Annotated in this window: 17 protein-coding genes; 7 read left to right on the top strand and 10 right to left on the bottom strand. The window is 30.5% G+C overall.

Annotation, left to right across the window (positions count from 1 at the left end; all coding sequences use genetic code 11):
* Nucleotides 1–32: 32 nt before the first annotated feature.
* Together tpiA and WHD08_RS15480 are read right to left on the bottom strand one after the other, a co-directional pair.
* Nucleotides 33–791, bottom strand: a complete 759-nt coding sequence (gene tpiA, locus WHD08_RS15485) for a triose-phosphate isomerase (protein WP_208890170.1) — start codon at nucleotides 789–791, stop codon at nucleotides 33–35.
* A 234-nt stretch (nucleotides 792–1,025) separates the two neighbouring features.
* Complete coding sequence (locus WHD08_RS15480) at nucleotides 1,026–1,520, bottom strand: TlpA family protein disulfide reductase (protein WP_208890171.1); 495 nt, start codon at nucleotides 1,518–1,520, stop codon at nucleotides 1,026–1,028.
* Nucleotides 1,521–1,623: 103 nt separating this feature from the next.
* Here WHD08_RS15480 and pyrF point away from each other — a divergent pair, with 103 nt between their 5' ends.
* Together pyrF and WHD08_RS15470 are read left to right on the top strand one after the other, a co-directional pair.
* Entirely contained in the window at nucleotides 1,624–2,439 is an 816-nt protein-coding gene (gene pyrF / locus WHD08_RS15475) for an orotidine-5'-phosphate decarboxylase (RefSeq protein ID WP_208890178.1), read from the top strand.
* Nucleotides 2,440–2,443: 4 nt separating this feature from the next.
* Nucleotides 2,444–3,226, top strand: coding sequence for an ABC transporter substrate-binding protein (locus WHD08_RS15470; protein WP_208890180.1), 783 nt, complete (start codon nucleotides 2,444–2,446; stop codon nucleotides 3,224–3,226).
* Between the two features lie 103 nt (nucleotides 3,227–3,329).
* Here WHD08_RS15470 and WHD08_RS15465 read toward each other — a convergent pair whose 3' ends face one another.
* Both WHD08_RS15465 and WHD08_RS15460 read right to left on the bottom strand, forming a co-directional pair.
* Nucleotides 3,330–4,946: a RagB/SusD family nutrient uptake outer membrane protein gene (locus WHD08_RS15465; RefSeq protein WP_165732334.1), complete on the bottom strand. Its 1,617-nt coding sequence runs from the start codon at nucleotides 4,944–4,946 to the stop codon at nucleotides 3,330–3,332.
* 39 nt (nucleotides 4,947–4,985) lie between these two features.
* Nucleotides 4,986–8,111, bottom strand: coding sequence for a SusC/RagA family TonB-linked outer membrane protein (locus tag WHD08_RS15460; protein ID WP_208890181.1), 3,126 nt, complete (start codon nucleotides 8,109–8,111; stop codon nucleotides 4,986–4,988).
* A gap of 684 nt (nucleotides 8,112–8,795) precedes the next feature.
* On the opposite strand from WHD08_RS15460, the gene WHD08_RS15455 reads away from it, so the two are divergent.
* Nucleotides 8,796–10,748, top strand: a complete 1,953-nt coding sequence (locus tag WHD08_RS15455; protein ID WP_208890183.1) for a sensor histidine kinase — start codon at nucleotides 8,796–8,798, stop codon at nucleotides 10,746–10,748.
* On the top strand, nucleotides 10,745–11,161 hold the full coding sequence (locus WHD08_RS15450; protein WP_165732329.1) for a response regulator: 417 nt from the start codon (nucleotides 10,745–10,747) through the stop codon (nucleotides 11,159–11,161). Before WHD08_RS15455 ends, WHD08_RS15450 begins: the two co-directional genes overlap by 4 nt.
* A gap of 60 nt (nucleotides 11,162–11,221) precedes the next feature.
* On the opposite strand, the gene WHD08_RS15445 is transcribed toward WHD08_RS15450, so the two are convergent.
* Genes WHD08_RS15445 through WHD08_RS15435 form a run of 3 tightly spaced genes read right to left on the bottom strand, consistent with a single transcriptional unit; the run spans nucleotide 11,222 to nucleotide 12,750 of the window.
* The gene (locus tag WHD08_RS15445; protein ID WP_165732327.1) at nucleotides 11,222–11,932 is read right to left on the bottom strand and encodes a DUF4197 domain-containing protein; all 711 of its coding nucleotides are present in this window, start codon (nucleotides 11,930–11,932) and stop codon (nucleotides 11,222–11,224) included.
* Between the two features lie 55 nt (nucleotides 11,933–11,987).
* A complete protein-coding gene (locus WHD08_RS15440) occupies nucleotides 11,988–12,152 on the bottom strand; it encodes a DUF5522 domain-containing protein (protein ID WP_165732325.1) in 165 nt (54 codons plus the stop codon).
* 58 nt (nucleotides 12,153–12,210) lie between these two features.
* The gene (locus WHD08_RS15435) at nucleotides 12,211–12,750 is read right to left on the bottom strand and encodes a DUF4136 domain-containing protein (RefSeq protein WP_165732323.1); all 540 of its coding nucleotides are present in this window, start codon (nucleotides 12,748–12,750) and stop codon (nucleotides 12,211–12,213) included.
* A gap of 406 nt (nucleotides 12,751–13,156) precedes the next feature.
* Between WHD08_RS15435 and WHD08_RS15430 the strand changes: the two genes are divergently transcribed.
* The 3 genes from WHD08_RS15430 to WHD08_RS15420 all read left to right on the top strand — a co-directional run bounded on the left by WHD08_RS15430 (nucleotide 13,157) and on the right by WHD08_RS15420 (nucleotide 17,897).
* Nucleotides 13,157–13,480, top strand: a complete 324-nt coding sequence (locus WHD08_RS15430) for a hypothetical protein (protein WP_208890188.1) — start codon at nucleotides 13,157–13,159, stop codon at nucleotides 13,478–13,480.
* Entirely contained in the window at nucleotides 13,456–14,244 is a 789-nt protein-coding gene (locus WHD08_RS15425; RefSeq protein ID WP_165732318.1) for a M15 family metallopeptidase, read from the top strand. Before WHD08_RS15430 ends, WHD08_RS15425 begins: the two co-directional genes overlap by 25 nt.
* Nucleotides 14,245–14,315: 71 nt before the next feature.
* Nucleotides 14,316–17,897, top strand: a complete 3,582-nt coding sequence (locus WHD08_RS15420; RefSeq protein WP_208890189.1) for a methylmalonyl-CoA mutase family protein — start codon at nucleotides 14,316–14,318, stop codon at nucleotides 17,895–17,897.
* A gap of 402 nt (nucleotides 17,898–18,299) precedes the next feature.
* Here the strand turns inward: WHD08_RS15420 and WHD08_RS15415 are convergent, their stop codons facing one another.
* From WHD08_RS15415 to WHD08_RS15405, 3 genes are read right to left on the bottom strand one after another with little or no spacing between them, the layout of a single operon-like run.
* A complete protein-coding gene (locus tag WHD08_RS15415; RefSeq protein WP_165732312.1) occupies nucleotides 18,300–19,790 on the bottom strand; it encodes a M48 family metallopeptidase in 1,491 nt (496 codons plus the stop codon).
* 5 nt (nucleotides 19,791–19,795) lie between these two features.
* On the bottom strand, nucleotides 19,796–20,965 hold the full coding sequence (locus WHD08_RS15410) for a DUF6882 domain-containing protein (RefSeq protein WP_208890191.1): 1,170 nt from the start codon (nucleotides 20,963–20,965) through the stop codon (nucleotides 19,796–19,798).
* Between the two features lie 38 nt (nucleotides 20,966–21,003).
* Nucleotides 21,004–21,660 carry a hypothetical protein gene (locus WHD08_RS15405; protein ID WP_208890193.1) on the bottom strand — a complete coding sequence of 219 codons (657 nt, stop codon included), beginning with the start codon at nucleotides 21,658–21,660 and terminating at the stop codon, nucleotides 21,004–21,006.
* Nucleotides 21,661–21,670: the final 10 nt, after the last annotated feature.

The following is a 21,670-nucleotide window of genomic DNA, read 5'->3' as shown; positions in this document are numbered from 1 at the left end:
AAATTTATTGTAAATATCTTTAAGTACGATGCTTAAATAGCTTTAATAATTCCTGTAAAATCATCTACATTTAAAGCAGCTCCACCAATTAATCCACCATCTACATCTGGTTTAGAGAAAATTTCTTCTGCATTTGCAGGTTTTACACTTCCTCCGTATAAGATAGAAACAGCATCTGCAACTTCTTGATTGTATTTTTTAGCTACAATACTTCTAATAAAAGCATGCATTTCTTGCGCTTGTTCTGCACTTGCAGTTTCTCCTGTACCAATTGCCCAAACTGGTTCATAAGCTAAAATAATGCTTTTCCAAGCATCTGCTCCTAAATGGAATAATGCATTAGAAATTTGGCTTTCTACTACTGCAAAATGGTTTTCAGATTTTCTATCTTCTAACAATTCTCCAAAACAAAAAATAGTTTCTAAATCATTTTCTAAAATAGCATCTACTTTTGCTGCTAATGAAGCATCTGTTTCATTAAAATAAGTTCTTCTTTCTGAGTGTCCTAAAATAACCGTTTTAATTCCGATTGCTTTTAACATATCTGCAGAAATTTCTCCTGTATAAGCACCATTTTTAGCTTGGTGCATATTCTGAGCAACTACTTCAATTGCAGAACCGTCTGCTGCTTTTAAAGAAGCCGATAAGTTTACAAAAGTAGGAGCAACTATAACACGAGTATTTTTTAATTTCTCTTTTTTAATTGCTTTTTTTAAATCTTTGATAAGTTTTTTACTCTCTTTCTTATCATTGTTCATTTTCCAGTTACCTGCTACTATTTTTGTTCTCATAATTATTATTTTATAACCTAAAAGGCCCTTGTTAATGTTTCTATTAATTTGGATGTAAATTTAAGAAATGGAAAGACAAAAAACACTTAGAAAAGCAAATAGTTACTATAACGTTTTATATAGTTTTTTTTTAATGTGTTAAAAAGACTTTAAACCGCTATCGCTGATAGAAAAAGGGCTAATAAACATCTATTCTTATAGAAAACGAAAAGGATAAAATTCAATCAAAAATACTTACTCTTTTAAAGCTTCAATTATATCTTTATCGGAAGCATCTATTTCATTAAATAATGTTATTTGACTGTTTTCATCAACCACAACATATCTCGGAATCCAACTAAGATTTAAAAAATCAACCAAATCTCCTGTCTTCATTCCTTGTGGTAAATTGTAGTGTTCTCCAATAACATCATAACGCTTTACACCTCTTTTCCACGAGTCCTTCTTTTCATCAACAGATAAAAATAAATACACCACTTCTGGAAACACTGTTTGCAATTCTTTTACTTTCGGCATTCCGACTAAACAATCTCTACACCAAGAAGCCCAAACATCAATTAAAATCTTTTTTCCTTTATGTTGATCAATTACTTCTTTAAACGTACTTACTTCGTCGTTTAAATCGTACACTTTTTCTTGAAGCGCTTTTTCTGTAAATTCGGTTGGAGTTTCTAAACTACAACTCGCTAAAATAGATACGAGAACTAAGACTATTATTTTTTTGAACATTACTTATTTTTTGTTTTTTGTCACCTAAAGATCTCAATACTTACAATTAGACGCTTTGTTTAAAAACAAAAATACCTATTTTTGCAAAACTTATAGAAAACAAATGACAACACAAGAACTTATTGCCCAGATTAAGAAGAAAAAATCATTTTTATGCATCGGATTGGATGTGGATTTGAATAAAATTCCACAACATCTTTTAAAAGATGAAGATCCTATTTTTGCATTTAACAAAGCAATTATCGATGCTACGCATCATTTGTGTGTTGCCTATAAACCCAATACCGCTTTTTATGAAGCCTACGGAATAAAAGGTTGGAAATCTTTAGAAAAAACGATTCAGTATTTAAATAAAAATTACCCAGAAATCTATACAATTGCAGATGCAAAACGTGGCGATATTGGTAATACCTCAACCATGTATGCAAAAGCTTTTCTAGAAGATTTAGCGTTCGATTCTGTTACCGTTGCGCCTTATATGGGAAAAGATTCTGTAGAGCCATTTTTAGCGTTTAAAAACAAACATACTATTATGTTAGCATTAACATCTAATGAAGGTGCTTTCGATTTTCAAACAAAAGAAGTAAACGGAAGAGAATTATACAAAGAGGTTTTAGAGACCTCTAAAGGATGGAAAAATTCTGAAAATTTAATGTATGTTGTTGGTGCTACAAAAGCAGAATATTTTACTGAAATTAGAAAAATTGTACCTAATTCTTTTCTTTTAGTTCCTGGTGTTGGCGCACAAGGCGGAAACTTGCAAGATGTTTGTAAATATGGCCTATCAGAAAATATTGGTTTATTAATCAATTCTTCTAGAGGAATTATTTACGCTTCTAAAGATGAAAATTTTGCACAAAATGCTGCTTTAAAAGCCGAAGAATTACAACAAGAAATGGCGACTATTTTAGCACAATAAGTTCATGGAATTTCAAGATCAAATAAGACGGATTTTAACGTTTGATAAAACGCCGAAACGGATTATTTGTCTTGTACCAAGTTTAACAGAATTATTGGTCGATTTAGGTTTAGAAACCTCCATTGTTGGTGTTTCAAAATTTTGCGTTCATCCCAACCATTTAAAAGAAACTAAAACGATTGTTGGTGGTACAAAAAGTATTCATATTGATAAAATAAAGGCTTTACAGCCTGATATCATCCTTTGTAATAAAGAAGAAAACACAAAAGAGATTGTAGAGAACTGTGAAAAAATTGCACCAACGCATGTTTCAGATATTTTTACTATTGATGATAATTTAGAACTCATAAAGCAATACGGAATGTTGTTTTCCCTAGAAAATAAAGCTTCAGAAATTATTCTAAAAATCAATTCTGAATTAGACATCTTTAATGAATTCATCAAAAATAAAGAAGTAAAAAAAGTTGTTTATTTTATTTGGAAATCTCCTTGGATGGCTGTCGGAAACACTACGTTCATCAACCATTTATTAGCACTAAATAAGTTTGCTAACATCTATCAGTACAAAGAGCGCTACCCTGAAATCGATTTGGATGAAATGAAATTACAGTCAGAACTAGATTTTATTTTTTTATCATCAGAACCATATCCATTTAAAAAAGAACATTTAGCAGAAGTAGAAAACTATACTAAAAACGCCAAGGCTGTTTTAGTAGATGGAGAAATGTTTTCTTGGTACGGAAGTCGGTTAATAAAAGCGTTAGAATACTTTAAAACACTTCATTAAAAATAGCCTTTTAGAAAAAAAATAAATTATTATTAAGCTTTAATCATAAAAAAACCACCTTAAAAAGGTGGTTTTAATATTTAATTAAGTTAAAAATAACTTGTTAGTTTTGATCTGCTTCCGTTAAATTTGGATTTGCATCAATTTCTGCTTGTGGAATTTTCCAAATCCAATCATCATTTAAAGAAGGTTTTTCTTGAATGAAACCATCTCTATATAAATTATCATCAGCTCCAGAGTTCGTTAAATCAATTCCTTCATCCCAACGAATGTGATCATGGAAACTAAACCCTTCTCCGTAAAGTTCTACTCTTCTTTGCCATTTAATATGATCCATTAAAGCATCTACAGAAGTAAATACAGAAGAATCATAATCAGTATCTCTTGCTGAACCAAAAGCTTGAAGAGCTGTTTGAGCACCTGAAACATCAGATAACATTGTTTTAGCCTCTGCTTCTATTAAATACATTTCTGAAGAACGCATATAAAGAACATCATCTGGATCAATAGATCCTGGATTTTCCTGCAAAAACTTAACCGCCATATATGGGTGTGTGTTATGCGCAGAAGTCATTCCATATTTGTTTATAATTGAATCTTTAGCAGCAAAAAATTCTTCTTCGGTATCATAATTAGGATCAGTCTCAAAACTACCACCTTCTCCGTTAGATGCAGAAGAATTTGTATTTGGAGCCCAAGCTAATGCCATATTAATTCTAAAGTCTGTAGATGGAATTGCATCATAAACTTCTTTATTCATTAACTTAGGGTTTGATCTATTTTGACTTCCATTAAAAGTTGGACTAATAAAGTAGAAGAGAGATTGATAAAAGTTTGTTTCTGACTCAATAACAGTACCTCCCCAAATTACTTCAGAAAGATCTACTGTATTAAAACCAGATAACCAAGCATCTTCATCTAACAAAGGAAAACCTTCACGTGCAGCTATTGCCGCATCTGATGCATCTTGCCATTTACCTTGCGTTAAATCTATTCTTGCTTTTAAACCTTGCGCTGCATTTATAGATAAATGAGATTTATCAGCTGGACTAGAAGCACCTTCAAAGAAACTGATAGAATTTGCTATATCTGAATTTATTTGATCGTAAACAACTTGAACTGTAGATCTAGGAGCACTTGTATAAGGAGTTCCTGTAATTAACAATAAAGGAACACCTGCATCTGTCGCAGGATCACCAATTAAGTACCCTTTTGCAAATGTTGAAATTAATTGATGATACGCCCAAGCTCTATACGCATAAGCTTGACCAAGAATATTTCTTACATCTTCATCTGCTTCTGGAAAACCATTTGCTTCAATTAAATTAATTAAGTTGTTAGATGATGCTATAATATGGTAACGCATATACCAAAAATTACTTACTGTTGTAAAATTTGCATTTGTATGTGTTAACCATCTTAATTCATTTGTCATCCATCCATTTCCTGGTGATGAGTGAATCATTTGAGCACCCATTGCATCTAATGCTGGCATATAAAAACTCTGCCCACTTCTACTTGAAGTTCCTCCTGATATAGGATTTTGAGCATACATTACCCTATGCAATCCATTTAATACCAAAAACATATTGTCTACACTTGCAAAAGCATCTGCTTCTGCAATAGAATCTGTTGGTGTTGTTTCTAGAAATTCTTCTTCACAACTGGTAACAAATACTACTAATAATCCTAAAATTAATAGATTAATTTTTCGTAACATAATATAATATTTTATTTATAATTTATAATTTAATAATTTCTAGAAAGTTAAATTCAACCCTAAAGTTACTGTTCTAGAAGGGCTATAATCATATCCGCTTGATGTACCAGATAAACTATATTGAGGATTTAAACCTGTTCTTTCTGTGCTAATAAAAATATTTTCACCAGAAAGAGAAATACGTAAATTACTTAAACCTAATTTTTCTGCAACATCGTTATCAAAACTATATCCTAAGTTTACGTTTTTTAAAGAAATGTAAGATGCATCTGTTAAGAAACGAGTAGAACCAGCAATTGTTTGGTTTGGGTTTCCGTTTTCTAAACGAGGTACGTCTGTAATATCTCCTGGAGCTCTCCAAGCATTTTCTGCATCTACATGTAAAGCTCTACCAAAAGTACCTGGGTGCATTAATGAAGAATATCCACTATCTAAAATATCTCCTCCAATACCAAAAGTAAATAAGAAATCTAAAGAAAATTGTTTATATCTAAATGAGTTAGAAACAGATCCTAATAAATCTGGAATACTACTACTATCTGTAAATGCTTCTCCAGCTTCTTGATAATCGTTAGTAGTTGCTTGTGTTCCATCTGCATTTAAAACAGCTGTTCTTCCACCCCCATCTGTATCTTCAAACATGTAGTATAAAGCATCCCCATTTGCTGAATCAACTCCTGCATAATGATAGATGTAGTAATCATAAATAGATCTTCCTTCTTCCCAACGTTTAGTACCGTTATCTGCAGGACTATCAATTTTTGTAATTTCATTTTTAAAAGTACTAGCCTGAACACTTAAATCCCAATTAAAATCTTTTGTTCTTAATAAGTGACCTGTTAAACTAACCTCTATACCTTGGTTGTAAAGATCTCCTAAGTTTGTAGGGAATACATCTAATCCTTCTGAAAGAGGAATACCTAATTCATATAATAAATCTTGAGAAGATTTTTTGTAAAATTCTACAGAACCATCTAATACATTATTAAACATACTAAATTCTAAAGCAACATCCCAACTAACTTGGTTTTCCCACTCTAAATCTACATTTCCTGTATTACTCCAAATAATACCAGGTGCACCTGCGTTTGGAATAATCTCATATAATGCTTGAGAAGCGTAATAAGAACCAACTCTTTCATTACCAATTTCACCGTAAGATGCTCTTAATTTTAATTGATCTATAAAAGAAACGTTATCCATAAATTTTTCTTGATCAATTCTCCAAGAACCACCTACTGAATAAAAAGTTCCCCAACGTGCATCTTTAGCAAATCTAGAAGTACCATCTCTTCTTACAGAAGCACTTAAGTAATATTTGCTATCAAAATCATAGTTTAATCTAGCAAAATAACCTTCTATTCTGTGATCTGTACTATTTCCATTTACATTATCACCTGCAGCAAAATTATCAAATTCATAAATACCTGTAGCAGTTTGAGTATTAGCAATACCTCCTAATGTAGAAAAGTTTCTATCAAAACTTTCATGACCTAAAGTAACATCTATATTATGAACATCTTTTAGAGAAGTATTATAAGTTAAAATTTGATTAAAATTCTCTACAACTCTTCTATATCTATCTTCACTATATCTACCTGATGGTGCTCCATCACCTACTGTTTCGTTTTCATAACCTTTAGTAATATTATCTTGAATATCTCTACCATAAGTTACTTTAGCTTTTAATCCTTCTGCAAGCTTAACTTCAAGATAATTTCTAAATCCATATAAGTTTAACTTATCTTGATCTTCATTTAAAATTAGCTCAGCAATACCATGTCTTCCTGGATTGTAAGGTCTTGTTTGAATATTACTATCCGGATATCCTTCTCCTAAATCGTATAAAGGGTTACCTGAAGCATCATTTACAATTTTACCACTATTATCTACTAGGTAAACAGGGTAAATAGGACCTAAGTTATTAGCCCAACTAAAAGGATTTGCTGTAGAAGACCCTCCTCCACTAGTTGGTCCATGAGAATCTGTAGCTGTAATATACACACTACCACCAGCAGAAATATTATCGGTTAGAGTAAAATCTGCATTTAATCTATTAGTTACTCTTTCATAATCACTTTCAATAACATATCCTTCTTCTTTTAAATAAGATGCAGAATAAAATATAGAATGATTTTCGCCACCAGAAGCAACATTTACAGAGTGATTTTTTCTACTACCAGTTCTTTCTAAATAATCGAACCAATCTAAAGACTCATACTTAAGTTCTGCATTAGGATTTAATTTACCGTCAGTACCAACAATTTGATCATTTGCTACATTAAATGGGTTATAACCTAATTGATTAAATATTTTTGCAGAAGCTTCAATTTCTGGATTTGCACCACTAATTGTGTTCTTGTAACCTTCCCACATTAATTCATAATAAGAACCAGCTCCTACTCTATCATAATTAGGTACAGATCTTGTAATAACACTGTATTGTGTTGATGCACTAACAGTTGTTTTATTATTTCTTCCTTTTTTAGTTGTAACAATAACTACACCATTTGCTGCTCTAGAACCATATAATGACGTTGAAGCCGCATCTTTTAAAACTGTCATAGAAGCAATATCATCTTGATTGATAGAACTTAGAGAACCATCAAACTGTATTCCGTCTATAATGTATAACGGAGTTGAACTACCATTAAGAGTACCAACACCACGAATTACAATTGATGGCGAAGAACCTGGTTGACCTGATGCTGCAACAAACTGCACACCAGTTGCCTTACCTTCAATAGCTCCAATTGGAGACGTTACAGATCTAAGTGCTAAATCTTTTGCACCAACAACATTTGCAGAACCTGTAAAAGCTTCTTTAGTTGTTGTACCATATGCTACAACAATAACCTCTTCTAAAACACTACTATCTTCTTGTAAAACTACATTAATAACAGCAGAAGCACCAACTTTCTTTTGTGTCGATTTATAACCTAAATAACTAAACACTAACACGTCACCTCTTTTACTAGCAATTTTGTAGTTTCCATCAAAATCTGTTTCTACTCCTGTATTAGTACCTTTTACTAAAACACTTACACCAGGTAAACTCCCTGACTCATCTGAGACTGTCCCAGAAATAGTTTTCTTTTGAGCAAAAGTAACTTGCACAATCAACCCCAAAAATAGTATGAGGGATACCTTTAAAAATTTTTTCATTGTAATATCTATTTGAATTAATTATGTTCCAAAAATCTTAAAATTTTCTTAATATAAAAAATAAAGATTAACATTTATTTATTTTTTAAATAACAAACATTAATTTTATTGAATAATATTTATCATTTTCAACAAACCACTGAACATTCTTTAATAAACTATAGTGTTTTTTATTTAACAATAAGTTAATATATATGACAATATTTCTACACAAAAAGAACACAAACAACAATTTTAAAGTTAATTATTTAATAAATTAACTAATTAGATGTTATTTATATCAAAACTTTCAACTTCATTTTCCTTAATTAAAGTAACAATCAAATTAACATGTTTTTTTTTCATTTTGTTAATTTCTTCTTAAAACATCAAAAAAAGACTAACTACGTTAACACCCACAACTAAAAACCTAAAGAACAGTAACTTATAAGACAAAACTTTTTATAAAGTTCAATTTTATAAAAATTACACAAAAAAATTACCCTCATTTTGTTTCACAAAAAAACAGAAGAAATCACCTAAAAAAACCGTTTTAACACTTTTTTAGTTTTATTTTTAACATCAATTAAAACTATCTTATTTCTTATAATCATTTATTTATGTTATTTAAGAATACTTATAATTATTAATTTAACCTTTTTTAAAGAAGCAATGTATTTATAAATAAAATAATTACATTGCTATATGATAAAGCTCAAAAAAACTCCTAAAATTGCAGAACAATTAATTATTGCTTTCATTTTACTTCTAAGTACCTTAGTAATGTTAGGATGGTTTTTAAATTATCCGAAAATTTTAAGCATTATCCCTGGAAGTGCTACTATGAAATTTAACTCGGCATTGTTATTTTTTCTATCAAGTTTTTGTGTTATTAAAAGTAAAAAGAAAAAACACCCGCTTATTTTATTATTTTTTACGCTTTTAGTACTAATAATTAGCTTCTTAACATTAATTGAAAATCTATTTGACATCAATTTATTTATTGATAATCTTTTTGTAGAAGATATTTACTCCTCTAAGAACCCTGGAAGAATGTCCACTGCAACAGCTTTGTGTTTCTTTTTATTTAGTTTAAGTCTATTAGGGTTAAGGTCTGATAAAACAAAAAAAGGTAGTCAGAACATTGTTTATTTTATAATAATTATTGCATTTATTAGTACAGTCACTTTTATTCTAGACATTCCCGCAGAATATAAAACTGATTTTTACAAAACAATGGCTATTCACACTTCAATCTTGTTTTTATTAATATCTAGTTTACTTGCCTCAAAAACACCTAATTTGGGCTTCACAAGGGTTCTTATAGGAAAACAATCTGGGAGTAATTTACTACGAAAACTATTACCTTTTGTTATTTTAATTCCATTTTTATTAAGTTATTTTCTTTTAAGTCTTTTAAATAAAAATGCTATTGAAATCAATTTTGGTATTGTTTTATATACTGTAATACTAATCTCAATAAGCGTAACTTACACATCAATTATATCTATAGGGCTAAACAAGTCTGATACAGAAAGAAAGAAATTAGAAAATAATATAATTCTTAGAAATCAAGAATTAATGCAATTTAAAGAAGCTTTAGATAGAATTGCAATTGTATCTATATCTGACAATAAAGGAATCATTAAATATGTTAATAATAAATTTTGTGAAATTTCTAAATGGAGTAGAGAAGAAATCATTGGAAACACCTATGAAATAACTAGTTCTAATCACCATTCTAAAGATTTTATAGAAAAAATATCGGAAATTAATGATTCTAATAATACTTGGATTGGTGAAATAAAAAACAAGACAAAAGATGGCAAATTATATTGGACAGAAACTGCCGTTATTCCCTTAAAAGACAAGCTGGGCAATAACTTTGAATATATGGCTATCAAACAAGACATTACCGAAAGAAAAGAAAACGAAGAGTTATTAGCATCTAAATATGTTAAACAATTAGAAACAAAGAATAAAGAGTTAGAACAATTTGCTTATATAGCCTCGCACGATTTACAAGAACCATTAAGAACTATTACCAGTTTTTGTAATATTCTATATACAGAATACAATGAAAAATTAGATGAGCAGGCCAAAATCAGTTTTAGGTTTATAAGACAAGCAACTGGTAGGATGAGTTCATTAATAAAAGCTTTATTAGATTATTCTAGATTAGGTTATGAAGAAGAATTGATACTAATTGATTGTAACATAGTAATAAAAGATATCATAGAAGATTTAAACACTACCATAAAACTAACCAATACTAAAATAGAGTTTAAAAAATTACCAGAAATTAGCGGGTATAAAACAGGAGTTAGATTGTTGTTGCAAAATTTAATAACGAATGCTATAAAATTCAGAAAAAAAGATACAGATTGTATCATTAAAATCAATGCATTAAAAAAAGAAAATTTTATAGAATTCTCTGTTGAAGATAATGGTATTGGTATTGCTAAAGAATATCAAAAAAAGATTTTTGCTATTTTTCAGCGTTTACATTTAAAAAACGAATATGAAGGGACAGGGATTGGTCTTGCACATTGCCAAAAAATTGTTAATCTACACGGTGGAGAAATTTGGGTAGAATCATCTTTAAATAATGGAAGTAAATTTTATTTCACGATATTAAACGAAAAAGAAAAAAAATGAAGAAAAAATTAAAATGCATCTTATTGATTGATGATGACGAAGCTACAAACTACATTCATAAATTTGTTATCGAAAAAGCAAACTGTACAGAAAACATTGTTTGTAAACAAAGTGGCCAGCTTGCATTAGATTATTTATTATCTATAGAAAGCGAAAAACATCCTCATCCTGATATTATTTTTTTAGATATTAATATGCCCGGAATGAATGGTTGGGAATTTTTAGAACATTACAAGAAGCTAGAAAAGAACCAGCAAGCAGAAATGGTTGTTATAATGTTGACCACTTCTTTAGACCCTATTGATAGAGAAAAGGCTAAAGAAATAGGAGAAATAAGCGAATTTAAACCAAAACCATTAACAATTGAGATGCTTAATAACGTTCTAAAAGATAATTTTCCAAATTTATTTTAATCTAGATCACCTAAATAAAGGCTTTGTAATTTTATACAAAGCCTTTAATATTTATTTTATCTATTTATTATCTTGTAGCGCAAACACTTGCTTTAATAAAGCAGAAGTACGTAAGCTTGCTTTTTCTCTAATTCCTTTTTCTTCAACTTCAATCATTGTAAACACTCCTTTTAAAGCTTGGTTTGTTACATATTTAGTTAAATCTGGATCCACCTTATTCACAAAAGGAATAGAATTATATCTACCAATTAAATTACTCCAAATTTTATCTGCTCCTACTTTAGAAAAAGAATTTTCAATTACTGGACTAAAACTAGTAGTTAAATTATCAGTAGTTTTTACTTGCAGGTAAGAAGTTGCCGCATTTTGGTCACCTAAAAGAATATTCTTTGCATCTGCAAACGTCATATCTTTTACTGCATCTACAAAAATTGGAGTCGCTGTTTTAACAGCATCTTCTGCAGCTCTGTTTAAGGCTTTAATACCTTCATCTGCCAAGTTACCTAAACCAATTTTACGCAAACCATTATCTACAGCTTGTAATTCTGCAGGCAACATAATTTTCACCAAATCATTTTTATAAAACCCGTCTGTTGCAGTTAATTTAGAAACTTGATTTTTTATTCCGTTGTCTAAAGCTGCACGCAGCCCGTTACCTATTTGCTCTTCACTTAAACCTGTATTTTGACTTACCTGATTCACTACATTTTGTAACTCTGCACACCCTGCAAACTGAAGGGCAACAACTAAAATTAAAATTTTTTTCATCATTTTTATTATATTTTATCTACTATTTAGAAACTCTTTCTACTTAAAAGTCACTTTCTTATTTAAAACTATCTGTTTTCTTATCGTACCCATAAGGACAATGTTTACAACCGCTTTTACAGCAATGACCTCTTTTTAGATGAAATTTTTCTGTAAACACCTTATAGCCTTGTTCGTTTACATAAAAATCACCTTCCTCTAATGCTACTCTTTTATTATACACTTTGCAAAAATAGTTTATAATCCATAAAAAAAGCGCTCCTAAGAACGCTTTTTAATTTTTATTTATCTTTTCCTGGAGGAAATCTAGAGATAATCTCTTTTACAAACTCTTTAATTCTAGCTTCTTTTTTCTCTCTATTTTGAAGTTTTAAAGCTCCAGTTCCAATTCCTTGCCAAATCAATTCTTTTTTCTGTTTATCAATAAAATCTACAAACAATGTACCTTCTGTATATTGAGAAACACTTATGTTATTTCTACCTCCCATCATCCAAGGACTCCATCCCCAACCGTAACCATAGCCAAAATTGTTATTTTGATTTACATCTACTTTTTCTCTAGATTTTGTAAAAATACTCACCAACATATCTGGATTTTCAGATTTTGTAAATCCTTGTGCTGATAATTCTGACTCAATAGCACGTAAAATTCTTTTTTTATCTAAATCAGAAATTTCTGCTTTATCTATTCCTGGTTTGTAAAAAGCAAACGTTTTATATTGAGTAAAATCTACTTTATTATCATAATCGGTTGTAACCTTTATAGCACTACAAGATGCTAAAAGTACAGTACTAAACAAAAGTAAAAATGTTTTTTTCATGAGATTTGTTTTATATTATTAATTCGATTAAAGCACTATTAAAAGCATGACAAATAAGTATTTTCACACACTCACTATCTTTTAAATAACTTACAAGACTACCTTATTTTTTGTCTTACATCTTCTTAAAACCACATTGTTTCCTTTCAAAAAAATGCAATTTCTAAATGCTTGTACATTACTTACAATCAGCAATAAACATGCCAAAAGAATCGTAAAACTCTTATTAACAAGCAAAAATGAATCTTATAACAAATAGAAATACATTCATTGTAAAAAAAACCTGCTTCTACGTTTGATGGATAATTGTAAAATTAGATTTAAAAACTCTTTATTTCATCATATTTTGTGAAGAAGTTTACCCAAATATATTTATTTTGTAATGAATATTGTTTAATTTTAAGAAATGATTTTAATTACTAAATATCTAATCCCAAAAGGTTTTGTAGGCATCACCTTATTTCCTTTTATTCTCCTAAAAAAGAAAGATTTAAAAGATGATAAAGTTTTAGTAAACCATGAAAAAATACATTTAAAACAGCAAGCTGAATTACTACTGATATTCTTCTACATTTTTTATAGTTTAGAGTGGATTTTAAAATTTTTAAGACATAAAAACGGATATCTAGCTTATAAAAACTTAAGTTTCGAACGTGAAGCATATCAAAATGAAAATAATTTTAACTATATAAAAAATCGAAAATTTTGGGCATTTATAAAATACTTTTAAAACTAATTGTAATTCTTTTTTTCTTCGGATGTTTTAATGGTTGCAAGCCAGCACCAAAGAAAATTGCAATACAAACTACTGAAGTTTCTAAGGAAAAAGATTCCACTTTGTCATTTCCAAAATATCTAAACACAAATTATGTTTTAGGGAAATTTGATTATACAGAAAACTCAGATTTTACAGTTGTTCCTAAAGAAAATTCATCAAAAAAAATATACTTAAGAAAAGAGGTTTTAGAAGCCTTTTTAGAAATGAATGCAGCAGCTTTAAAAGAAGATATTTCATTTACAATACTATCTGGAACCAGAAATTTTGATCATCAAAAACGTATTTGGGATTACAAATGGAATGATAAATATAAAAACCTACCGTCTGTTGAAAGGGCTAAAAAGATTTTAGAATTTAGTTCTATGCCTTCTACTTCTCGTCATCATTGGGGAACAGATATGGACATTAATAGTCTTACTAATTCTTATTTTACACAAGGAAAAGGACTAAAAGAATACAATTGGTTGTTACAAAATGCACATACATTTGGTTTTTATCAAGTGTACACTTCCAAAGAAAATGGAAGAACAGGTTATAGTGAAGAAAAATGGCATTGGACTTATTTACCACTCTCAGCACTCTATTTAAAATATTATAACACAACAATTGGTTTAGAAAACATCAAAGGATTTGAAGGTTTTTCTTACGCAAAAGACCTAAACGTTGTTGAAGAGTACGTAAATGGAATTAACCCAAAAATCCTTAAAAATCAATAATAAACCAAAAAAATGTATATTATTTTAATAATTCACTAAATTGCATTGCTAATTTTATATAAATTTTACGAATGAAACAAATTACACCTTATAAACCAAAACACAAAGTACGTATTGTAACTGCTGCTGCTCTTTTTGATGGACATGATGCTTCTATAAATATTATGCGTAGAATTATTCAAGCTACAGGCGTAGAAGTAATTCATTTAGGTCACGATAGATCTGTGGAAGAGGTGGTAAATTGTGCCATTCAAGAAGATGTAAATGCCATTGCAATCACTTCTTACCAAGGAGGACATAATGAGTATTTTAAATACATGTTTGATTTGTTAAAAGAAAAAGGAGCTGAACATATCAAGATTTTTGGAGGTGGTGGTGGTGTAATCCTTCCTAAAGAAATAAAAGAGTTGATGGATTATGGAATTACAAAAATATATTCTCCAGATGATGGTAGAGCATTAGGTTTACAAGGAATGATAAATGATTTGGTGCAAAAAGCCGAGGCCCATCCTAACCTTCCCGAAGGGAAGGAACTCCAATCTGACTCAAATAACGCTCTTAAAGTTTGTAATGAAGATGGAGGTTGGCTATTGGAATTAGAAAGTAAAAAAGTTTTAGAAAACTTAAAAAGCAAAGACGTAAATACAATTGCAAGATTAATTTCATTAGCAGAAAATAACCATACTGATTTTACAAAGATATTTTCACCTTTAGATAAACTAATAGAAACTTCTACCCCAGTTCTAGGAATTACAGGAACTGGTGGTGCTGGAAAATCTTCTTTAGTTGACGAATTGGTACGTCGATTTTTAATCGATTTTTCAGAAAAAACAATCGGAATTATTTCTGTAGACCCATCAAAAAGGAAAACAGGCGGAGCACTTTTAGGAGACAGAATTAGAATGAACTCCATAAATAATTCTCGCGTGTACATGCGTTCTTTAGCGACGCGTCAATCTAACTTAGCTTTATCTAAAAATGTGAATGAAGCTATTGATATTTTAAAAGCAGCTGAATTCGATTTAATTATTTTAGAAACTTCCGGAATCGGGCAATCGGATACCGAAATTACAGAACATTCTGACACTTCTTTATATGTAATGACTCCCGAATTTGGTGCTGCAACACAATTAGAAAAGATTGACATGTTAGATTATGCCGATTTGGTAGCTATCAATAAATTTGATAAACGTGGTGCTTTAGATGCTGTTAGAGATGTGAAGAAACAATACATGCGTAATAATAATTTATGGCATATTCATCAAGATGATCTGCCTGTTTATGGTACCATCGCCTCTCAATTTAACGATCCAGGAATGAATACTTTGTACAAAAGTATTATGGACAAGTTGGTTGAAAAAACAGGTGCAGATTTAAAATCGAACATGGAAATTACCACAGAAATGTCTGAAAAAATATTTGTAATTCCGCCTGCAAGAGTTCGGTATTTATCTGAAATAGCAGAAAGCAATAGAACGTATGATGAAAGTGTTGATGATCAGGTAGTGGTTGCTCAGAAATTGTACGGAATTTACCAGACAATACTTTCTATTACAGAAAATAATAAGTCATTGCAAGGAACAGAACAATCTGTTCTTACTAAAACAGGACTTGATGAAGATGAGATTCTGAAACAAGTTCAGAATGACAAGTCGAATGTCATTCTGACAGAAAGAGGGACGAGTGACGAGGAATCTGAAACCTACTTCTTAAAATTACTACTTGCCCAATTCGAAAAAGTAAAACTAAACCTCCATCCTTTAAACTGGGAAATCATTTTAAACTGGAATGAGAAAGTTCAAAAATACAAAAGCCCAATTTACACGTTTAAAGTCCGAGATAAAGAAATCAATATAGAAACACATTCAGAGTCTTTATCACACACACAAATTCCTAAAATAGCTTTACCAAAGTACCAAGCTTGGGGAGATTTATTACGTTGGAATTTACAAGAAAATGTTCCAGGTGAATTCCCTTACACCGCAGGATTATACCCGTTTAAAAGAACAGGAGAAGACCCAACTAGAATGTTTGCAGGTGAAGGTGGTCCAGAAAGAACAAATCGCAGGTTTCATTATGTAAGCTTAGGAATGGATGCAAAACGCCTTTCTACTGCTTTTGATTCGGTTACTTTATACGGAAACGACCCTGGAAAAAGACCGGATATTTACGGAAAAATTGGTAATGCAGGTGTTTCAATTTGTTGTTTAGACGATGCTAAAAAACTATATTCTGGTTTCGATTTAAGTCACGCAATGACTTCCGTTTCGATGACCATAAATGGACCAGCACCTATGTTGTTAGGCTTTTTTATGAATGCAGCTGTTGATCAAAGTTGTGAGAAATATATTATAGAAAATAAATTAGAAGCACAAGTTGAAGCTACTTTTATAGAGTTTTATGATTTAAAAGGCTTAGAGAGACCAAAATATCAAGGTGAATTACCTGAAGGAAACAATGGTTTAGGTTTACTGTTATTAGGTTTAACCGGAGATTTGGTTTTACCGTCTGAGATTTATCAACAAGTAAAAAAAGACACACTAGCTCAAGTTAGAGGAACCGTACAAGCAGATATTTTAAAAGAAGATCAGGCGCAAAATACCTGTATTTTTTCTACAGAATTTGCGTTGCGCTTAATGGGTGATGTGCAAGAGTATTTTATAGAAAAACAAGTCAGAAATTTTTATTCCGTTTCTATTTCTGGATATCATATTGCAGAAGCCGGCGCAAACCCAATTACGCAATTAGCCCTGACCTTGTCTAACGGGTTTACCTATGTAGAATACTATTTAAGCAGAGGAATGGACATTAACAAATTCGGACCCAACTTATCTTTCTTTTTCTCTAACGGAATAGATCCTGAATATTCTGTAATTGGAAGAGTTGCTCGTAAAATTTGGGCAAAAGCGATGAAGAATAAATACGGCGCAAACCCAAGGGCACAAATGTTAAAGTATCATATTCAGACTTCTGGTCGCTCTTTACACGCTCAGGAAATTGATTTTAATGATATTAGGACAACACTGCAAGCGCTGTATGCTATTAATGATAATTGTAATTCTTTACACACAAATGCATATGATGAAGCGATTACCACTCCAACTGAAGAATCCGTAAGAAGAGCCATGGCTATTCAGTTAATTATCAACAAAGAATTAGGATTAACTAAAAATGAAAACCCAATACAAGGAGCATTTATTATTGAAGAATTAACCGATTTAGTAGAAGCTGCCGTTTTAGAAGAGTTTGATAGAATTACAGAACGTGGTGGAGTTTTAGGCGCTATGGAAACCATGTATCAACGTTCTAAAATACAAGAGGAAAGTTTGTATTATGAAACCTTAAAACATAATGGAGAGTTTCCTATTATTGGTGTAAATACATTTTTAAGTTCTAAAGGATCTCCAACCGTTCAACCTGCAGAAATTATTAGAGCAACGGAAACAGAAAAGCAACATCAAATTAAAACAAAAGAAAACCTCAACAAAGCAAATCCGAAGAAAGTTGAACAGCAAATTGCAATTTTACAAGAAGCAGCTATACAAAATGAAAACTTGTTTGATATATTAATGGAAGCTACAAAAGTTTGTACTTTAGGTCAGATTACGGAAGCGTTATTTAAAGTTGGCGGACAGTATAGAAGAAATATGTAGAAGGCAATTTTTCTAAAATTTATAAAAATCCACATATAATTTATGTGGGTTTTTTAATTTAAATAAATAAAATAAACCTGCCATTTTTGTTGATAGTATGTTCAGTAGAAAATTACTCAAACTAAAAGTTTTAGCAGCTTTGGGGGTAAAAAAAAAGGCAGTAATATAAAATCACCACCTTTCTAACTAACTGTAATAAGGATCCCCCAACCCTTAAACAGTGTTTATTAATTATGTATTAATCTCATTATGCTTCAACAATAATAGGATCTATTCCTACCAAAATTAGAAATATTAGAAGCATAAAAGTCTTTAAAAAAGGCAGTATTATAAAAAAACTGCCTTTCTAATTAACTGTAATAAAAGTCCCCCAACTCTTAAACAGTATCTACTTATTTTTTATTAAACTCCTTGTGCATCACCAATAACACGATCTATAAAATCTGTATTGATATATAAAAGCCTTGCTAAATTGTACAAAACATTTACTTCGCTATCATCTATTTCTCCATCAGCATAAGATATAATAGATAAATCTCTTAAAATGTTTAACTTTTGCATCACAGATAACACAACATCTAAGTCTTTAGTAAGCTGTTGTACTTCGCTAATCATTTCATCTTCTGTAAGCCCTTTTATGGTCATCATACAATTGGCAAAAACTTTAGGAGCCACAATACTACTTAAAGCTTGTATTTCAGAATCGTCTACTACACCATCTGCATTCGAAATTAAATATCCTCCTAAAAACATTAAACGTTGTATTTTCTCAGAATGTTCACCTTCATCCTCTAAATTCTCAGGTTCCATTAAAGACATAATTCGCTTAATTTCTACCTCCATTGCTTCCTCTGTAATTTCACCTGAAATAGAATCATTAAAAGCTGCATACGTTTCACTTTTATTAAAAAGCTCTAACGCTTTAATTCTTAACGGACTAAACGGATGAGTACTATACCAATCTGAAGGATCCAAATTAGAATCGTTTAAAACCTCTTCTAAATCTACAAACTGTTCTATGTAAGCATTTAATTGAAAATCTAAAGAATCTGTAGTTACACCAGATGATAATTTAAAGAAAGTACGACCTACAGCTTCAAAATTCTGACAACATAACAATCCTGCTCTATCTGCACTTATTTCTGCATTTCTGTTCCAAGCATACAATTTCATTGCGTGAATTGGAGCTAAATCATTTTCTCCAGTATCTAAAATTTGTCTTACAGGATAATCAAAGTGTTCAAAAAGTACATGTCCTATTTCATGACCAACAACAAAAGTTAATTCTTCTTTAGAGAAACGCTCCAGAATTCCAGATGATAAAATAATGTATAATTTATTATCGTCTGGCGGATAACAAGATGCATTAAAAGTATCTCCTTGGTACACAAAAAACTCAATATCTGCTTTAAGCTTTAATGTTTTTTTACAATGTTCTCCTATTTCATGAAGCATTGGCGCTAAGGTTTTTGTCAACCTTAAACTAGATTTTAATAAATGCTTTCTAGACTTAAATTTACCACTATTCTTATTTACTTTTTCTAACGTTTTTTGTATTAAATCGTCTTGTTGAAAAGCAATAACATAATCTCTATCTCCATCATAAACCAATAAGTTTAAGTCAATATCAGCTCTATTATTTGTATAGATTCCTTCTACGGTTTCTACTTCTGCCTTATGATTTAAAGCATTTATCTCTTCTATACGTTTGGTATATTCTGCCGCTAGTTCTGTTGTTAAATTTTGAAAAACAATACTAGCTTCTTGTATTTTATCGAAATTTCCTGACGCTTGTGCATCATTTAAATCGGTTAACATTTTTTCTTGAGCCGTATTTAAAGCCGCTTGATGTTCTTTTTCTAATTCTGAAAGTGTTTCTGCTATATATGACATACTTTTTAGGCTTGAACTGTTATTTTTGAATTAGAAACTTTCATCAATCGTCCTTTTAAATCAAATATTCCTAAAATTTGATCTTCTCCTTTTTTCGCTACAAGATTATTACCTGGCAACGCTACATCGTAACCTTTAGCTGTTAGATAAAAGTACAGGCTAAACTTCTGCGGAAAAGTATATTCAGATGTTACTTTTAAAATATGAGAACATATTGATTCTGCTGTATTTTTAGCTTTACTATCTGCTTCTTCAGATTTTATGGTTACATAAACTATTACACCTTTAAAAGCTAAGGGTACATAGCAGCTTTCACCTATAGACGCAGTTGCGATGGTAGCGAAAAAAGCACCGGGATCACTTTCCACCTCAAACTTAGGAGTAGTAAAATCAGTTATATTTAATGCTTTACCAAATGCTTTTACTGCTAATGAGGTCTGTAAAAATGTTTCAGATATTCCGCTTTGGGTATTTGCCCATGCCCACATCCAACTTTTTTCATTCTCAGAATACGTACCAAATATTTGAATATCAAACACCTTATCTTCACCGAAAGTCAGTTTACCTTCAGCCATATCACAGCTCCAGTCCAACCCTGATACCATTTCGTTAAAAATCTCTTGTTTCTCCATTGATGTTACAAAAGATCGGTTGTACATTTCATTAATGTCGATTGTTTTCTTTTCAGAACTTTCAGTGGTTTTATTTTCTGAGCTCTCGGCAGATTCCGAAGTAGTATTTGTACTTCCATTCTCAGCAAATTCCTCTAACTTATCTTCTAATAATGAAATAATACGAGCAGATCTACGATCTACTTGATCTGCATTAACAATAGGACTATGGTCAATTTTTAAAACACCAGCTTCAAAAGTAATTGCACGTTCTAAATTATGTTCGTCGTTTTCATTAATGATAATAACTTCTTTTAATCCGGCTTTTAAAAGTTCAATTCCCATATCATCTACACAAATTGCTTTAAAACCTTCTATTAATGGCTGAAAATAGATTTTAGGAAACGTATCATTATATAAATGAGAAAATCGATCTTCCATTAAAGTGTTCCAAGAAATATTTAAAGGAACAGTAAAACCTGCCGCCGTATTAATTTCTGTTTCTAATGCTGGAAATAATTCTTTTTGAAATGCTTGGATAATTCTTTTTTCTTTAAGTCCCATAATTCTATTGTTTTAATTTTATTAATTTTGTATTTATTTTATAATATTTGAAGTAGTTTTTCTTCAAAAATAGTAGCTAATTTTTCTGGTAATGCTTTATCAATACTAATTGCTATGGTTAGTATTTCTCCCTGATATTTAAGATCTAATTTATCTGCTTGTTGTAGAATAATAGTTTCTACACCTTGCCAAGCTTCTTTACCTAATTCGTCTGTTATAACTTGATGTATCGCACTTTTTAATGCTGTAAAAACATCCTGAATATTCAGTCTGGTATTTATTTCACTTAGAGAAATATCATTGATATCAAATTCTTTTATCTGACTTCCAAGTAAACTTTTTTCACTTTGCAACCAACGTTTTAGTTGCAAAACAGTTAAATCTTCGTTTTCTGATGATAAAGGCCTACTAATAGCTCCTTTAGATAATTCTACAACCATTTTTTTAGGTTGTTTTATAGTAATCATTGCAATACTATGTAGGTTTAAAAAAGTTACTTCTTCATGCTGAGAAAGCATACAAACCGATTTATTATGGTTATTGTCTTCTTTTAAATCTAGAATTATGCCTTCTACATAACCTCCATTGTTTAATGAAATAGCAATTAAAATGTCTTCCTCTTTCTTAAAAACAGATCGTAAGATTTCCTCTGGCGTTTGGGCTACAAACGCTTTATAATAATGTGTGTTTTTCATGATAAAAAAT

Origin of the sequence: Polaribacter sejongensis, assembly GCF_038024065.1 — a bacterium.
Classification (GTDB): domain Bacteria; phylum Bacteroidota; class Bacteroidia; order Flavobacteriales; family Flavobacteriaceae; genus Polaribacter; species Polaribacter sejongensis.
The sequence above is the reverse complement of the archived record's forward strand: the minus strand, read 5'-3'. Positions and strand labels throughout refer to the sequence as shown.

Coding starts and splice junctions, on each gene's coding strand:
- WHD08_RS15420 (WP_208890189.1), top strand. CDS start 14,316: ATGAAACAAATTACACCTTATAAACCAAAACACAAAGTACGTATTGTA.
- WHD08_RS15470 (WP_208890180.1), top strand. CDS start 2,444: ATGGAATTTCAAGATCAAATAAGACGGATTTTAACGTTTGATAAAACG.
- WHD08_RS15405 (WP_208890193.1), bottom strand. CDS start 21,660: ATGAAAAACACACATTATTATAAAGCGTTTGTAGCCCAAACGCCAGAG.
- WHD08_RS15430 (WP_208890188.1), top strand. CDS start 13,157: ATGATTTTAATTACTAAATATCTAATCCCAAAAGGTTTTGTAGGCATC.
- tpiA (WP_208890170.1), bottom strand. CDS start 791: ATGAGAACAAAAATAGTAGCAGGTAACTGGAAAATGAACAATGATAAG.
- pyrF (WP_208890178.1), top strand. CDS start 1,624: ATGACAACACAAGAACTTATTGCCCAGATTAAGAAGAAAAAATCATTT.
- WHD08_RS15450 (WP_165732329.1), top strand. CDS start 10,745: ATGAAGAAAAAATTAAAATGCATCTTATTGATTGATGATGACGAAGCT.
- WHD08_RS15435 (WP_165732323.1), bottom strand. CDS start 12,750: ATGAAAAAAACATTTTTACTTTTGTTTAGTACTGTACTTTTAGCATCT.
- WHD08_RS15410 (WP_208890191.1), bottom strand. CDS start 20,965: ATGGGACTTAAAGAAAAAAGAATTATCCAAGCATTTCAAAAAGAATTA.
- WHD08_RS15480 (WP_208890171.1), bottom strand. CDS start 1,520: ATGTTCAAAAAAATAATAGTCTTAGTTCTCGTATCTATTTTAGCGAGT.
- WHD08_RS15455 (WP_208890183.1), top strand. CDS start 8,796: ATGATAAAGCTCAAAAAAACTCCTAAAATTGCAGAACAATTAATTATT.
- WHD08_RS15465 (WP_165732334.1), bottom strand. CDS start 4,946: ATGTTACGAAAAATTAATCTATTAATTTTAGGATTATTAGTAGTATTT.
- WHD08_RS15415 (WP_165732312.1), bottom strand. CDS start 19,790: ATGTCATATATAGCAGAAACACTTTCAGAATTAGAAAAAGAACATCAA.
- WHD08_RS15460 (WP_208890181.1), bottom strand. CDS start 8,111: ATGAAAAAATTTTTAAAGGTATCCCTCATACTATTTTTGGGGTTGATT.
- WHD08_RS15445 (WP_165732327.1), bottom strand. CDS start 11,932: ATGATGAAAAAAATTTTAATTTTAGTTGTTGCCCTTCAGTTTGCAGGG.